The 15,229-nt window shown below is 35.5% G+C and carries 12 protein-coding genes; 7 read left to right on the top strand and 5 right to left on the bottom strand.

Annotated features, from left to right (window positions below; genetic code table 11):
- Positions 1–112: 112 nt before the first annotated feature.
- Positions 113–3,148, top strand: coding sequence for a DUF3857 domain-containing transglutaminase family protein (locus Q0940_RS04180; RefSeq protein ID WP_299264438.1), 3,036 nt, complete (start codon positions 113–115; stop codon positions 3,146–3,148).
- A gap of 48 nt (positions 3,149–3,196) precedes the next feature.
- On the opposite strand, the gene Q0940_RS04175 is transcribed toward Q0940_RS04180, so the two are convergent.
- Both Q0940_RS04175 and Q0940_RS04170 read right to left on the bottom strand, forming a co-directional pair.
- Positions 3,197–4,933, bottom strand: coding sequence for a DUF885 domain-containing protein (locus tag Q0940_RS04175; RefSeq protein WP_299264435.1), 1,737 nt, complete (start codon positions 4,931–4,933; stop codon positions 3,197–3,199).
- A gap of 110 nt (positions 4,934–5,043) precedes the next feature.
- Positions 5,044–6,459, bottom strand: coding sequence for a hypothetical protein (locus Q0940_RS04170; RefSeq protein ID WP_299264431.1), 1,416 nt, complete (start codon positions 6,457–6,459; stop codon positions 5,044–5,046).
- A 215-nt stretch (positions 6,460–6,674) separates the two neighbouring features.
- On the opposite strand from Q0940_RS04170, the gene ndk reads away from it, so the two are divergent.
- The 5 genes from ndk to ispG all read left to right on the top strand — a co-directional run bounded on the left by ndk (position 6,675) and on the right by ispG (position 12,022).
- A complete protein-coding gene (ndk, locus tag Q0940_RS04165) occupies positions 6,675–7,106 on the top strand; it encodes a nucleoside-diphosphate kinase (protein WP_299264428.1) in 432 nt (143 codons plus the stop codon).
- Positions 7,107–7,344: 238 nt separating this feature from the next.
- The gene (locus tag Q0940_RS04160) at positions 7,345–8,499 is read left to right on the top strand and encodes a bifunctional tRNA (adenosine(37)-C2)-methyltransferase TrmG/ribosomal RNA large subunit methyltransferase RlmN (protein ID WP_299264425.1); all 1,155 of its coding nucleotides are present in this window, start codon (positions 7,345–7,347) and stop codon (positions 8,497–8,499) included.
- 39 nt (positions 8,500–8,538) lie between these two features.
- Positions 8,539–9,894 (top strand): type IV pilus biogenesis/stability protein PilW, encoded by a 1,356-nt coding sequence (pilW, locus tag Q0940_RS04155; protein ID WP_299264421.1) that lies wholly within the window; start codon positions 8,539–8,541, stop codon positions 9,892–9,894.
- A gap of 8 nt (positions 9,895–9,902) precedes the next feature.
- Positions 9,903–10,826 carry a RodZ domain-containing protein gene (locus tag Q0940_RS04150; RefSeq protein WP_299264415.1) on the top strand — a complete coding sequence of 308 codons (924 nt, stop codon included), beginning with the start codon at positions 9,903–9,905 and terminating at the stop codon, positions 10,824–10,826.
- A 92-nt stretch (positions 10,827–10,918) separates the two neighbouring features.
- Positions 10,919–12,022: a flavodoxin-dependent (E)-4-hydroxy-3-methylbut-2-enyl-diphosphate synthase gene (gene ispG / locus Q0940_RS04145; protein WP_299264412.1), complete on the top strand. Its 1,104-nt coding sequence runs from the start codon at positions 10,919–10,921 to the stop codon at positions 12,020–12,022.
- A 74-nt stretch (positions 12,023–12,096) separates the two neighbouring features.
- Here the strand turns inward: ispG and Q0940_RS04140 are convergent, their stop codons facing one another.
- The 3 genes from Q0940_RS04140 to Q0940_RS04130 are packed head-to-tail and all read right to left on the bottom strand — an operon-like array spanning position 12,097 to position 13,912.
- Positions 12,097–12,927 (bottom strand): hypothetical protein, encoded by an 831-nt coding sequence (locus Q0940_RS04140; RefSeq protein ID WP_299264409.1) that lies wholly within the window; start codon positions 12,925–12,927, stop codon positions 12,097–12,099.
- On the bottom strand, positions 12,920–13,480 hold the full coding sequence (locus Q0940_RS04135) for an ATP-binding cassette domain-containing protein (RefSeq protein WP_299264406.1): 561 nt from the start codon (positions 13,478–13,480) through the stop codon (positions 12,920–12,922). Before Q0940_RS04135 ends, Q0940_RS04140 begins: the two co-directional genes overlap by 8 nt.
- 3 nt (positions 13,481–13,483) lie before the next feature.
- Positions 13,484–13,912 carry a methylglyoxal synthase gene (locus tag Q0940_RS04130; protein WP_299264404.1) on the bottom strand — a complete coding sequence of 143 codons (429 nt, stop codon included), beginning with the start codon at positions 13,910–13,912 and terminating at the stop codon, positions 13,484–13,486.
- A 158-nt stretch (positions 13,913–14,070) separates the two neighbouring features.
- On the opposite strand from Q0940_RS04130, the gene Q0940_RS04125 reads away from it, so the two are divergent.
- Positions 14,071–15,078, top strand: a complete 1,008-nt coding sequence (locus Q0940_RS04125) for a Fe(3+) ABC transporter substrate-binding protein (protein WP_299264401.1) — start codon at positions 14,071–14,073, stop codon at positions 15,076–15,078.
- The last annotated feature ends 151 nt before the right edge of the window (positions 15,079–15,229 follow it).

The raw sequence follows: 15,229 nt of genomic DNA, 5'->3' as shown, positions 1-15,229 counted from the left end.
AAATTGTATTTTTGAAATTGTTTTCCAGCTCCAAATTACCAAGATGAAACGCTATTTTAAATTTAACTTATGTGGGGTAGACTGATTGTTAAATTAAAAATGGAATTTATAAATGTATAAACCATCTCTTTTCAAATCCATAATATCGTTAGTCTTTTTTGTATTCATCTCCATTTTTAGCCTTCAAAGTCTAGCCAAAAAATTACATGATTCGGTTTCTATTGTTGAGCAACCAACTTGGATTGATAGTCGTGATCTAACTTTGGATACACCAATCCCTATTGATGAAATCAAAGACGGTGTCTTTTATCGATTAGTCGACGACCAAATTAAAGTAGAACATGACGGTGAGAGAACTAGATTTTCGCGTTTTGTTGAATCTGTCGTTAACCAAACTGGTGTGGAAGGCTCATCTCAAATAAACATCGATTTTGATCCCCTTTACCAAACATTACATTTACATAACCTTGATATTATTAGAAACGGTAAACGTATTAATAAAATTGAGTCGTCAAGCGCCTCAGTTGTGAATCGTGAAGATGATTTATCTAATCAAATTTATAATGGTTCCTTATCGTTAAATATGATCGTTGATGATGTACAAATTGGTGATGTTATTGATTATAGCTACTCTAGAGTTGGCACAAACCCTGTGTATAAAGGTCTTTTTTCCTATACTCGTAGTATCAATTGGAGCGTACCCGTTGAAAATCAGTTTTTACGAATACTGTGGGGGAAAGACAAACCTCTGAATGTAAAAGTAATAAATATTGATGCACCAGTTAAACAAACAAATTGGAATGGCTATAAGCAATATCAAGTAAGTTTACATTTAGAACCAACTATTGATAGACCAAGCCAGACGCCTAATTGGCACGACTCTTATGCCCATGCGTATTTTAATGAAACTAGTGACTGGGTTGATGTCGTCAATTGGGCTGAGCCTATGTACCATTTTGATACAGATTTTGACTCAATTAATGACATAGTTAGCACAATAAAAAATTCATATTCTAGTAAAGACCAACAAATAATCGCTGCATTAAAATACGTGCAAGATGAAATTAGATATTTTGGTATCGAGATGGGGGAAAACTCCCATATGCCAACGGCACCAAATCAGACGTTAAAACTTAAATATGGTGACTGTAAAGACAAAACGGTTTTATTTTTATCCTTGCTAGAAGGCTTGGGGGTTGAATCTTATCCTGCGTTAGTTAATACCGATGACACTAAGCTGTTAAAGTCTTTACCTCCCGGTGTTGGATACTTTGATCATGTTATCGTAACTCTGTTTTATAAAGATAAACAGTTCTGGCTAGACCCAACTATGTCTAATCAATTTGGTCAGTTAGCTGATATTTATCAACCTAATTTTGGTTATGCTTTGGTGTTAAAGGAAGGGCAAACTGATTTAACTGAAATGGTAAATGTTGATGAATATTCAGAAGTTGCAATAACGGAAAAATACTCTGTGGGAAGCGGTGAAAATGCAGATGCTGTATTAACCGTTGATACTAAATATTATGGTTATGAAGCAACTTCGCGTTTAAATCGTATTGAACGAGATGGTAAGAATGCCATGTCAGAAAGTTACGAAATTTATTATCAAGGTTTCTTTGCTTCGTTACTTGCAACTGCAGATATTGAGATTGAAAACGATAGTGAATTAGGCGTAGTCACTATGAAGGAAGCATATACTATCCCTAAATTTTGGCATCAAGGTGATGATCTTTCAGTCGACTTTTACCCTACAGATATTCGCAATACTGTTAAAAAAGTGGAGGAAATAAATCGTACAACGCCGTTTTATCTTCAATTCCCAAATAAGATAAGTAATACTTTTATTGTTGAGTTTGCTGATACTGGATGGAATTTAAATAATGAATCAACATTGGAAGATAACGATTTTTTTAAATTTTCTGAAAATATTGATTTTAAAAATCATACATTAACGATTCGTTATGATTACCAATCAAAAGTGGATCATGTACCAGCAGATAAAATTACTGAGTATATTGAAGCTCGAAAACGTCTACGCGAAATAGCCTATTACGGGATCAAAAAGTATCCAGATGTAGCCGAGAGTTCAGATACCCCCGCGGCGGATAATGCTTCAATAGACGAAAAAACGAATAAGTTTGAAGAGCTTGGATGGAGAGCCAACTTAGCAATGGCTTACATTCTTGTCTTGATTATTATAATTTTGCTCTGGCGTCAGGAATCTAAAAAACGTCCGCAGTTTGATGGTGCTGTATTTTTCCCTATCTCAATAGTGAAGTTCTTGGTTTTAAGTACTTTGACGATGGGATTATTTAACGCTTATTGGATGTATCGAAATTGGTTGGCAATAAAAACAGCCCATAATTTACACACAATGCCAATTGTCCGTGGTTGGTTTGTTGTTATTTGGTTTTATCCATTTATGGCTCACCTAATTGAAGACTCTAAAAAACGGTTTGGCGATAACCGAGCTATGCCAGTTTATGCAGCTATTTTATTAGCTGTAGGTTATGTCTTAATGTCGATTATTGATGTGTATTTCGACTCAAATTATGGAGATATAATCTTCTTTCTTACTCCATTGTTATTTTTGCCTTCATTAACTTATATCAATAAAGTGAATGAAAAAGACACTCGAGCTTATAGCTATAATTCTACTTGGCGTGTAACTACTTATTTAAGCATTATTCTTTTTATCCCATTATGGATTCATACGGCGATTACTTTTACTAATTATCTTCCAAGTTCCACTGTTGTTACTGAGCAAGATATATTATCAAGTGATCTTAAATATCTTTACCGTAAAAGTGTATTGTCGCCAAATGAAACCATTTCACACTTTTATAGTGCAGGTACGTTTGATATTCGTGAAGATGGCAATGGTTTCACAGAGAAAAGAGTGTTTTCGTATTGGATGGATGATGACAGTGGGTTCCAAGTTAAGTCGGCTACTTATGACAAAATAACAGCTATTAACGTGAAGCAATCACAAAGTGTTGCTGATGATACTATCGTTACTATTGTGTTAAATGATGAAAGTGAATTTATTCTATTTGTTTCTGCTGAAGAGCAGGGAGATATTAAATTTGTGGATACTTTGAAATACAATTGGAAACAGTATGGAAATACTCAGGAGGTAAAGTAAATGTAGCACCAAAATAACATTAGTCATTTTGGTGCTAATTAATTTTTATTAAATAGACTTTTGCTTAGCAATCCAGTCTTTTGTTAGCTCTTCTAATAAGGCTAACGGTAAACTGCCGTTGGTTAAAATTTGATCATGAAATGCTCTTATATCAAATTTATCACCAAGCTCTGTTTCTGCTAATTTACGTAGCTGTAACATTTTTATCTCACCAATTTTGTAAGACAAAGCTTGAGCAGGCCAGCTAATGTATCTGTCTATTTGACCAATCACATCAGCCATACTTAATGCTGTGTTTTCTGCTAAATAATCGATAGCTTGTTGACGAGTCCAACCTTTGGCATGAATACCTGTATCTACCACTAAACGACATGCGCGCCATGCTTCGTAAGTTAAACGGCCAAAGTCACTGTAAGGGTCTTGATAAAATCCAATCTCTTTACCTAGCTTTTCTGAATATAAACCCCAACCTTCGGTAAATGCTGAGTGTGACAATATTTTTCTAAACTCAGCCATATCAATCTCACGAGCCAGTGAACCTTGCAGGTGATGACCTGGCTCTGCCTCATGGAAGGTTAATGCTTCCAGTGTGTATAACGGTTCGCTTTTTAAGTTTTTAGTGGCAAGAAAATAAGTGCCAGAAGTTTTTCCTGTACCGTCAGAGCCAACATAATAAGCACCACTGGCACTTGATTTAATATCAAATGGTGTACGTGGTAATACTGAGAACCATTTAGGTAATTGGGCTGCCATTTTTCGGCTTATGTAACTGGCTTTTTCTAATAAATCACGTTCCGTCGTTGCATAAAATTGCGGGTCTGTTCTTAAGAATTTAATGAAAGATTTAAAGTCACCTTTAAAGCCCACGTTGTCTATTATTTGCTGCATTTCTTGGCGTATACGTTTTACTTCATCTAACCCAATTTGATGAATTTCATCCGCTGTCATATCTGTGGTTGTGAAGTAGTTTATTAGATATTTATAGTAATCGGCTCCACCTTCAACACTACTAATTCCAGCGACGGTTCTACAATTTGTCATGTAGCTTTGTGTAAAGAATGTGTAGAACTTTTGGTACTCAGGGATCACTACATCAGCGATAAGCTGTTTAGCTTTTTTGCGATAAGCTTGTTTGTCTTGGGCGTTAAAGTTTGCTGGGATATTGGCAAGAGGTGCCCAAAAGTTACTGTCTTCAACCTTATCAACTATATGTTTGCTAATTGATTTGTGATAATCCTTAAAGGTTTCACAGTATTGGGTATAACCTTTTTCAATCGCTATGGTTAAGTCATTAATATGTTCTTGGTTATAACGTGGGAAATCCGCCAAACTTACTAAATAGTTATCATAATCTTTGGTAGTTAAAAACGACATGTTACCAGGTGCGCCAGCAAAGTAGCTGTGGTAACCAGCGTAATAATTCATTGGGAAATAGTGATCAATATTCTGATAGCTTTTAGCTTCTGTTTCACGTTCGTATTTAAATAAACGGTAAGTAACTTGGTCAGCATCATTCAGTGCATTAACGTCAATTTTTTCTAAGTCGGTTAAAACGCTTTGATTAAATTCGGCACGGCGTTTTCTACCAACTTCAGACATCTCTGGTAATTTACCATTCATTCTAAAAGTATCAGGATCATTCCTAAAAAAGACTTGTTCTTTGTTGGCATTTTGCCAATGCTCTTTTAATAATTGTTGGAACTGAGCAGTATTATTATGGCTAGCATCAGTACAGGCGTTGAGGATAAATAATGTAGACAGGAAAAAAATGGATGTTAATTTCATTGGACTCTCTTGAATAGTCTTAGTTATGACACTCCTTAGTTTACCGATAGTTTGCTGAAATAAAAGGAAAATACCAGAATGGCCAAACGGTAGGACATTCTGGTGATTGATTAGTTAGGTTTAAGTCTGTTATCTCTACGCCAAAATTTCTTATGTTCTAAATCAACTTGCCAAGCCTCTGATGGATTCCAATAATAGCCATTAGGAAATTGTTTTTTATAATAAGATGTATCAAATTCTGAATTTTTTCGTGCAGTGCTGTTTGACACTATATAGTCTTTAGTTACGGCTACTTGAGTATGATCATCCGCATAAACTTGGCGTCGAGTTAACTGCTTAACAATAGCTGTTGTTGGATCTGGCGGATTCAATGCAGAGACAATTGCACGTTCTGGATACCCAGTTTCTAAAGATATAAATGAAATTCCTGCACCTAGTGGATACTTGCCAACCATGTTTAAGAATACTTCTGCATAAGGTTGGTAAATAACCTTTTTTTCTATGCCGCTAGCTAAAATATCGTAAGCTTTGAAGATGAATCTAAAGTCGTGTTGTAATTTAGTAGATAAGGTAAATGAGGAATATATCATTGGAATTCGTAGTAAATTGCCAATAGGACTTTGCGATTTGGGGTAATTTTTGACTATCGACTGCATAAGGTCAAATTTATCTAATTCAATATCAAGATTTTCTTCTCCCCAGTAACGTTCTAATGGCTTACCAAAACCCCAATTTAAATAGATATTTGTATGTTCGCTTATGGTTTTAATTAATGATTTACGGGCTTCTTCATCTAATACTTGATAACGGTCGCCTTGATAAATAGCTTCAGCCTCTACGCAATAACTACCTATATTATGGAGTAGAGCAGCGACTATAATAGGATTAAGTACTTCAGTTATATAAATTTCTAATTCTTCTTCATGATGTTCTACCAAGTCTGGATCTTTTTCATTTTCGGTTAATGTCGGAATTCGGCTTGTAATATAATCATCATCAATAATATCTTTATTAATTAGCTGACTTAGCAATGAAACAACCAGTGCTGCTATATAAATAGGTTTTGTTTTTTCGTTAATATCGCAACGGTTATGATCCGCGGGTAATGGTGCTCGTAACATCATAGTTGCTATAAATTGACTAGCATCTCTCTCATTAATCATAGATTTTGCAATGGCAGTTGCTACTGTTGTTAACAGAGCTTGGCGTTTTTTAAACCCAGCAAAAACTTTAGGCTCAATTTTATCTACTTCGGCTTGCGATCTTAGCTTTATTGCTTCTAACTCTGAAATATAAGACTTAGCATCGCTATGACCTTTTATATTCGGTAATACGTTATGCTTTTTTTTGTAATTATAAATAGTGGTAAGCTGATGTTGTATTTCTTCAAACTTCTTAGACTCTTTAGCATATATAAGATGCAAAGTTTTATATTCGGCAAAAAATTCAACAGCATCATCTAGCACAAGTTGGTATTTTGATTTTAAAGTATTTAGTAATTCAGTTACAAACTGAGGTTGAGACATTAAATTTAGCCCGTAATTTTATTTTATTTAATAAGCACTTAGCTTATAAGTGTTAGTTAACTTTAGTTCGCGTAGGTCATAAGAATAGCGCAATTAATATAAGTTTGTGAATAGTAGTTTTTACCATATTTATTTGTATAAAATTAACGTATAATTCGCGCCCTCAATTTCAGAACCCTTAATTTATTAAATTTAAACCTTGGAGTTTAACTAACATGGCTTTAGAACGTACTTTTTCAATCATCAAACCTGACGCAGTTGCTAAAAATGTAATCGGCGCTATCTATAACCGTTTCGAATCTGCAGGCTTACGCATTGTTGCTTCTAAAATGGTTCACCTTTCAAAAGAGCAAGCTGAAGGTTTTTACGCTGAACACAGCGAACGTCCTTTCTTTGGTGCTTTAGTTTCTTTTATGACTTCTGGCCCAGTTATGGTTCAAGTTTTAGAAGGCGAAAATGCAGTATTAAAAAATCGTGAAATCATGGGTGCTACTAACCCAGCTGAAGCGCTTGCTGGTACTTTACGTGCTGACTACGCTGCTTCTATTGACGAAAATGCTTGTCACGGTTCTGATGCTCCTGAATCAGCAGCTCGTGAAATCGCATATTTCTTCTCTGCAGATGAAATTTGCCCACGTACTCGTTAATTTAACTTTTGCTTAACCACAACAATCGTTAAGCAATATGAGCACCGTTAAATAATACGTTAAAAGGACTTGGGAATACTAAGTCCTTTTTGTTTTTCTAATTGCTTTTATTTTCAATAAATAATCATCAGAAAATGAGAGTTATTAGAAAAACCAGTACGCGTGTAATAACGCATCCATTTCTTTTAGGGAACACTCCCTAATAAAGAACCAAGATATAAGTTACAAAGAGGCTTTTATGACTGTAGAAATAACCACACCGGCGACTCAACCTACCGCTGCAAAAATTAATTTAATGGATTTTGACCGTAAAGGTATGCGTAAGTTTTTTGCTGATGAATTTGGCGAGAAAGGATTTCGTGCTGACCAAGCGGTGAAGTGGATTTATCAAATGGGTAAAACTGATTTTGATGAAATGACCAATTTTTCTAAAGTCTTAAGAACCAAATTAAAAGAAAAATGTGTAATAAAAGCGCCTGAAATTAGTGTTCGCCAAGTGTCTACAGATGGCACAATTAAATACGCTTTATTATTAGAAGGTGGACAAGAAGTTGAAGCGGTTTGGATCCCAGAAGGGAATCGCGCTACCTTGTGTGTATCTTCGCAAGTTGGCTGTGCCTTAGAGTGTCCATTTTGTTCAACTGGTGCACAAGGATTTAATCGTAACCTAAAAGTCGGTGAGATTATTGGTCAAGTTTGGCGTGTTGTGCAAGACATTGGTTGGGATGGCTTATCAACCAACCGTGCCGTCACCAACGTCGTTATGATGGGCATGGGCGAGCCGTTATTAAATGTTAATAATGTGGTTCCTGCCATGGAATTAATGATGGATGACTTTGCTTTTGGTTTGTCTAAACGTCGTGTCACCCTTAGTACTTCTGGTGTTGTACCAGCGTTAGATTTACTAAAAGAAAAAATTGATGTGGCGTTAGCTATTTCATTGCACGCTCCAAATGATGAATTACGAGATATCTTAGTTCCAGTAAACAAAAAATATAATATTGAAGCGTTTTTAGCATCATGTCGTCGTTATATCGACGGCTCTACAGCCAATCAAGATATTACCGTAGAATACGTTATGCTAGATGGTATTAACGACTCTATGGAACAAGCACGTGAGTTAGCAAAAACATTACGCGGCACGCCTTCAAAAATAAACCTTATACCATGGAATCCGTTCCCAGGTGCGCCATATGGAAAATCGTCTAACTCACGCGTAGACAGGTTTGCTAAAGTGCTACAAGAGGAAGGTTATACTTGTATTGTACGCCGTACTCGAGGCGATGATATTGATGCAGCGTGTGGTCAATTAGCAGGTGATGTTGTTGATAGAACTAAGAGAGTATTGAAAAAACAAGAAAAAGGTGATTCAATCTCAGTCAAAATAGTTTAATAGTTTTAAACACTTATACTAAAAATAATTGAGAAAAATATGCGCACTGTTATTTTGCGAGGGATCATATACAGCTTAGGATTAATATTTATATTTGGCTGCGTGACAGAGCAGTCTTATATTGACTCTAATCAGCAAGCTCGCTCGTTAGCGTTTAATAAAGAAGATGCAGCTAAGTCTAGATTGCTATTAGGTCTAGGCTACTTACGTAATAAAAACTACCCACAAGCTAAATACAATTTAGATAAAGCCTTAGAATATGCGCCTATGCGTGCCGATGTTCATTCTAGTTTAGCTTACTATTATCAAGCCGTAGGCGATGTTGTAAGAGCTGAACAATCTTATCAAAAGTCATTGCAAATAGGCCCTCATAATCCTAATACATTAAATAATTATGCTGTATTTCTATGTAAGTTAACTGATTATAATCAAGCGGTTATACGTTTTAAGCAAGCTATTGAAACGCCTAGTTATAGCCAAGTTGCTGAAAGTTATGAAAACATGGCATTATGCCTGCTGAAAGCTGATGATTTCAACGGAGCCCTCCAAGCGTTAACTCAATCGTATCAACATAATCCAAATAGAATAGCGACTTTGCTTGATTTAATTTCGGTACATTATGCTATGGGTAACCAAACAGAGGCCCTTAAACTATATAATACCTACTTATCTCAGTCAGAACAGACTTCAGATAGTTTATTATTAGGGGTTTTACTGCAAACATCTGTAGGTGAAAATTCTTTGGCTCAAGAGTACCGTATTCGTTTAATCTCAGAATTCCCGCTAAGCCACCAAAGTTTATTATTGCGTTCAAATTTGCTGCACGAATCTATTTTTGAACAACGTAAAATACGCTATTTACAAACAGTTAAACAAGGTTCTAAACAAAATAAGCAAACGGCGAAAGTACAAAAATTAGCAAAAAATCAAGAAATTGTTAAAGTACAAAACCAGCCGAGCAGTCAGCAGTCCGTAGTCGGTATTGGAAAGTCTTTACCTTTACCAAATGAGATTATTGTTTCACAACAAGGTGATAATTCTACGATTGAGGCAGTTGAACGAAGACCTACTTTAGATATAAATGTCGATAATGTTGAAATTCCACGTTATACAGTTCAATATGGTGAAAATTTATATCGTGTGTCAATTAAGTTTAATGTTCAAATTTCAGCTTTAGTTAAGTGGAATAAATTAAAAAACCAGCAAATAAACTCTGGTGATAAATTGTTTGTTCAAAATCCTGATATTTTCTATACGGTAAAACAAAATAAAGATTTGTCAGATATAGCCGATGAATTAAACGTTCCTTTGGCTAAATTAATGGCTTGGAATAAAGTAAAACAAGACGGTTTAGTAATCGCTGGTACTAAAATTTTAAAAGTGGAAGTGGAGTAGTTTCGGTCATGAGTGAGCAATTGAACGACGAAAAAAAACAAAAACAAAGTCCTGGAAAAATTCTAGTTGCGGCTCGACAAGCACTAAATATTGATTTAGTAGATTTAGCAAAACAAATAAAAGTACCTTTACATGTATTAGAAGCGATTGAAAAAGATCGTATACCTAAAAATTTACCCGAAACTTTTGTTCGTGGATATATTCGCTCTTACGCTAAAAAAGTTAACGTAGCGGAAGATTTGGTCCTCCTTGAAGTGGAAACTAAAGGTGTTGTTTTTGACGAATCAGATAAAGAAATGCAATCTTTTTCACGTAGAACTAAACGCAAAGCACTAGAAAGACGATTATCTTTTGTCACTTGGATCTTTGCGTTGGTTGTTATCGCTGCATTAGGTTTTTGGTGGATACAAGACAATCAATATAGTGATTTTGCACCGGTAGCTGGTGACGATGATGATCATATTATTGTAGCTGCCAATGAAGTTAAAGCGGTAGTACCGGTTAAACCACCGGCTATTTCAGATGAAGAAAGCTCTACCATAGCCGCGGCAACACAAACGGTTGCAGCTGAAGAATTACCTAAGTTCGAAGAAACCGCGGTACCTGTTAATAATATTCAACGACCTGTCGAATTAAATGCATCACAAAAATCTATGGTTGCTGATAATGGCACGGTTGATGAAGAAGGTTTTGTTAATGTAGAAATGCGTTTTGAAAATGAATGTTGGGTTGAAGTTTATGATGTAAACGGTGACCGTATTGCGGTTGGTAATAAACCGAGTGGTTACGTAATGTCACTAAATGCACAGGGTCCATTAAGTGTATCGCTTGGTAAACCCGAAGGTGTTAGTGTTTTTGTAAACGGCAAAGAATATAGTCTTGCTGATTTACCTAAAAATAGAGTAGCTCGTTTTGAGTTAGAAGCATTATAATAGGGTAAACTAGCTAAATAGCTTATTCATAAATAAAAGGCTGTCACGTTCAGCCTTTTATTTTGCCCGTATTTAATTGTAGAGAGAAATAAATGTTTGGTGAAAACCCAATAACTCGCCGTAAGTCTAAACAGATCATGGTTGGTAACGTACCTGTTGGTGGTGATGCTCCAATATCGGTTCAGTCAATGACCAACACAAACACTTTAGATGTTGAGGCTACGGTAAAACAAATAAAAGCACTGCAAAAAGCAGGAGCCGATATCGTTCGAGTTTCGGTACCTACGATGGATGCTGCAGAGTCATTTAAACAAATTAAACAGTTAGTGGATATTCCATTAGTTGCTGATATTCATTTTGATTATCGCATCGCATTAAAAGTTGCTGAGTATGGCGCTGACTGTTTACGCATAAATCCCGGTAATATTGGTAGTGAAGACCGTATTAAAGCTGTGATAGATGCGGCAAAAGAAAAAAACATCCCTATTAGAATTGGCGTAAATGGCGGTTCATTAGAAAAAGACATTCAAGAAAAATATCATGAACCTTGCCCAGAAGCTTTATTAGAGTCGGCTATGCGTCATGTTAATATCTTAAAGAGTTATGATTTTCATAACTTTAAAGTGAGTGTGAAAGCGTCTGATGTACATTTAGCGGTAGGTGCTTACCGTTTATTGGCCAAAGAAATTGAACAACCAATTCACCTAGGCATTACTGAAGCCGGTGGCTTTCGATCTGGTGCGGTTAAATCAGCGGTTGGCTTAGGTATGTTATTAGCTGAAGGTATCGGCGATACAATGCGTATTTCATTAGCTGCCGATCCGGTAGAAGAAGTGAAAGTGGGCTTTGATATCTTAAAGTCATTAAGTATACGTTCTCGCGGAATTAACTTTATTGCTTGTCCTAGTTGCTCAAGACAAGAGTTTGATGTGGTGCAAACGATGAATCAACTTGAAGAGCGACTAGAAGATGTCATTGAACCAATTACCGTATCGGTTATTGGTTGTGTTGTGAATGGCCCAGGCGAAGCACTAATATCCGATCTAGGTTTAGCTGGTGCGAACAAACGCAGTGGTTTTTACATTAACGGTCAACGCCAGAAAAAGCGTATAGATAACGCCAGTGCTGCGGATCAGATGGAAGCTGAGATCAGAGATTATTTAGCTAAAAAGATACCAGTTGAAAACCTGGATTAAGTCATCACACACATTATAAATGATTGTATAAAAGAAAAGGCCAATGAATTCATTGGCCTTTTTTATTTTCATATCTACAAAAATAACAAAATATATATTTGGGGTACTGCCAGAATAAACATTGTGGTTAAGGCTATTACTAGTGCAAAAATAAACAACCAATTAGTTATTGTGCAGATGAGAGCACAGTAATTTAAGCTTATGTTTTTTAAAAACAGACTCAAACTTGTTTGATTTTTCTTAATAGAACGCCAAATTTGCAACATCAAATAAGTGGTTAATATTAACCACAGACCAACGACTGCTAATATAACTTCAATTTTTTCAACGTTATTGAGAAAAATATAGCAGACATAACTTCCAATTAAAAATAAAGCAATGGACGTTAAATTACCCTTTAATAATATAAAGTTAACTATTTTTATATTGGGCAATCTCATCTTTATTTCTGTTTTTGGTGCTAGTTTAAACTTGAGCTGTAATATGAAAATACCAGCACTATAAGCGTATATACTGGCGCTTAAAGCAAGGTTTGAAAACGACCAGTCGGCTTTTGCATAACCTGCCCAAACACAAACATGTAATAAAATAGTAAATTTAAAAAAGGTAAGTAATAGATTTTTGTTAAAATTTCGGCCAAATAAATACTTAAAAAATATCAACTCTTTGTTTTGCCAAACGGACAAGAATAAATACCCTTCGAGTAAGCTAACAACCGTAATAATAAGCCAACCTACAAGGTGCGATACGTAATTTTCCGTACCTTGATAAATCAAAAAGCTAGGTAAAGGTGACAATAATAAAATTACTGGGCTAAACAAGAGCAAGCAAAATATAAGAACACGGTAGAGTTGATCTTGCTGTTTATGAATTTTTTGTTTTTTACTGAATACTTGGCTAAACATGCACAGAGTCATCAAAATCTAAAATATTTTCGTGGTCGACAAAGATTAATTTTCTGTCATCTGCCTGGATGATTTCTTTGAAAACGATCTGACTGTCTTGATCTAAACTGGCAAAGGGTTCGTCCAAAATTAGTATTTCTGAATGTTGCGATAAAGCCCAAAGAACAGAAAATTTCTTCTTTGTCCCTGAGGACAGCTTGGCAAACTTTTTATGTTCAAATTCGCCAAGCTCCAACTGCTTAATAACATTTTGATAATAAGTGTTATCAAAATGGCTATAGCGTTGAAATAACTCAGTGACTTCAGCAGTCGATAAAAACTCTGGCGGGGTAATGCTGTCAGAGCTTATTGATATTAATTCAGATAATGACGCCGAGCTATTTATCTTTCCTTTGGTTGGCATTTCTAAGCCAGCTAATAATCTAAGTAAGGTTGATTTACCACTGCCATTTGGGCCAAGAACTTTTGTGCTATTAGTTGTAAAGTCGTGACTGAAATTATTAATAATAGGCTTTGAACCATATTGTTTTACTATAGAAAAACATGTCAGCATAAACTAAATACTTCTATCGGCATATTCACTAAAATCGGTAGCGTGTACTTGAGGCTCTTCAAATAGCGGACTTTCAATAACAAAGTCAGCGGTTGCAAAGTTACAAGCGACTACGCAGTTATACATAGTTGATAAACGCAATAGAGCTTTAATATCAACATCATGTGGTTGAGGAGTCATAGGATCTATTATGAAAAATAAAATGTCTAATTTACCCTCACAGATCATTGCTCCTAGTTGTTGATCTCCACCTAAAGGACCACTTTTTAATGGCGTGATATGAAGACTAGGAACTGCTTCTTTAATTAATTTCCCCGTTGTACCTGTGCCATATAAATTATGTTTCACAAGCTTATCTTGGTGCTTTTTAGCCCAAGCAATAATTTCTGGTTTTTTTTTGTCGTGCGCTACAAGTGCGATATTTTTGACCATTGAACAATCTCTTATTTATTATTATTTTTAGTGGGTTATAAAAATGACTGTTTTTTGTTTTTAAATCAAATTTAATTCTGTACTTTTTATCATCCGTTGTTAGAATTGTTGAGAATAATTCTCACTTGCGATAACTCACTCATTGGATTTTCTATTATATGAAAAAATTAATATTAGTATTTTTAGCATTAGGTACATTTGGCGTTGCAGCAGAAACTACACAAACGGTTAATATTTACTCTTTTAGACAGTCGTTTTTAATTGAGCCAATATTAGAAAAGTTTACAGCCGAAACGGGTATTCAAACCAAAGTGGTGTTTGCTAAAAAAGGATTAATTGAGCGTCTTAAACGTGAAGGAAAATACAGTCCTGCTGATGTGGTATTAACCTCTGATTTTAATAAGTTACTGCAATTAAAAGATGAAGGCTTAACTTCTGAAATTGTGAGTGAAGAAATTAATAAAAACGTACCAGCACATTTTCGTGATGATCAAGGTCAATGGATTGCATTAACCAAGCGTATTCGTAATATTTATGCATCTAAAACCAGAGTGAATGCTCCTCAAGTTTTAACTTATGAGTCATTAGCGGCCCCTCAGTTTAAAGGCAAAGTATGTACTCGCAGTGGTAAGCATCCTTATAATTTAGGATTAATCGCTTCTATGATTGCCCACAAGGGTGAAGCGGAAGCTGAAACTTGGTTACAAGGTGTTAAAGCTAACTTGGCTCGTAAACCACAAGGTAACGACAGAGCGCAAGTTAAAGCCATTAAAGAAGGCTTATGTGATGTATCTTTAGGGAACAGTTATTACTATGGAAAAATGCTTGAAAATGCAGAACAAAAACCTTGGGCTGATGCGGTAAATATTGTTTATCCAAATCAAAACGATCGTGGCTCACACGTTAATGTATCGGGTGCCGTGATCACTAAATATGCACCTAACAAATCAAACGCTCTAAAATTGTTAACTTTCTTATCATCAGAAAAAGCGCAACAGACGTACGCGTCGGTCAATATGGAATACCCAGTTAATCCAAGGGTAAAACCTGCTGCGATAGTGTTAAGTTGGGGTGAGTTTAAAGAAGATACTTTACCTTTAACTAAAGTTGCAGAATATAGAGAAGCTGCGTTAAAGTTAGTTGATAAAGTAAAGTTCGACTTATAAATTAATGATCTGTAACTGTGAACGAATAAACGCTAACCACAAGCTGTAAATACATGAGCTTTAAATGAATGAGCTAAAGCCAACAGACGATATTAAAAAAGTAGACTCTGTTGGTGTTTCACCTCCCTCCTTAAGAATACGCTTATTAAAA

This window comes from uncultured Psychrosphaera sp., from assembly GCF_947500655.1.
In the GTDB taxonomy this organism is placed as follows: domain Bacteria; phylum Pseudomonadota; class Gammaproteobacteria; order Enterobacterales; family Alteromonadaceae; genus Psychrosphaera.
Note: the sequence above shows the minus strand (reverse complement) of the source record. Positions and strands in the feature narration are given on the sequence as shown.

Excerpts from the sequence above, each read along its gene's own strand:
- Q0940_RS04135 (WP_299264406.1), bottom strand. The coding sequence starts at position 13,480 with ATGCTGACATGTTTTTCTATAGTAAAACAATATGGTTCAAAGCCTATT.
- Q0940_RS04140 (WP_299264409.1), bottom strand. The coding sequence starts at position 12,927 with ATGTTTAGCCAAGTATTCAGTAAAAAACAAAAAATTCATAAACAGCAA.
- Q0940_RS04160 (WP_299264425.1), top strand. The coding sequence starts at position 7,345 with ATGACTGTAGAAATAACCACACCGGCGACTCAACCTACCGCTGCAAAA.
- Q0940_RS04130 (WP_299264404.1), bottom strand. The coding sequence starts at position 13,912 with ATGGTCAAAAATATCGCACTTGTAGCGCACGACAAAAAAAAACCAGAA.
- ndk (WP_299264428.1), top strand. The coding sequence starts at position 6,675 with ATGGCTTTAGAACGTACTTTTTCAATCATCAAACCTGACGCAGTTGCT.
- Q0940_RS04125 (WP_299264401.1), top strand. The coding sequence starts at position 14,071 with ATGAAAAAATTAATATTAGTATTTTTAGCATTAGGTACATTTGGCGTT.
- Q0940_RS04170 (WP_299264431.1), bottom strand. The coding sequence starts at position 6,459 with ATGTCTCAACCTCAGTTTGTAACTGAATTACTAAATACTTTAAAATCA.
- pilW (WP_299264421.1), top strand. The coding sequence starts at position 8,539 with ATGCGCACTGTTATTTTGCGAGGGATCATATACAGCTTAGGATTAATA.
- ispG (WP_299264412.1), top strand. The coding sequence starts at position 10,919 with ATGTTTGGTGAAAACCCAATAACTCGCCGTAAGTCTAAACAGATCATG.
- Q0940_RS04150 (WP_299264415.1), top strand. The coding sequence starts at position 9,903 with ATGAGTGAGCAATTGAACGACGAAAAAAAACAAAAACAAAGTCCTGGA.
- Q0940_RS04180 (WP_299264438.1), top strand. The coding sequence starts at position 113 with ATGTATAAACCATCTCTTTTCAAATCCATAATATCGTTAGTCTTTTTT.
- Q0940_RS04175 (WP_299264435.1), bottom strand. The coding sequence starts at position 4,933 with ATGAAATTAACATCCATTTTTTTCCTGTCTACATTATTTATCCTCAAC.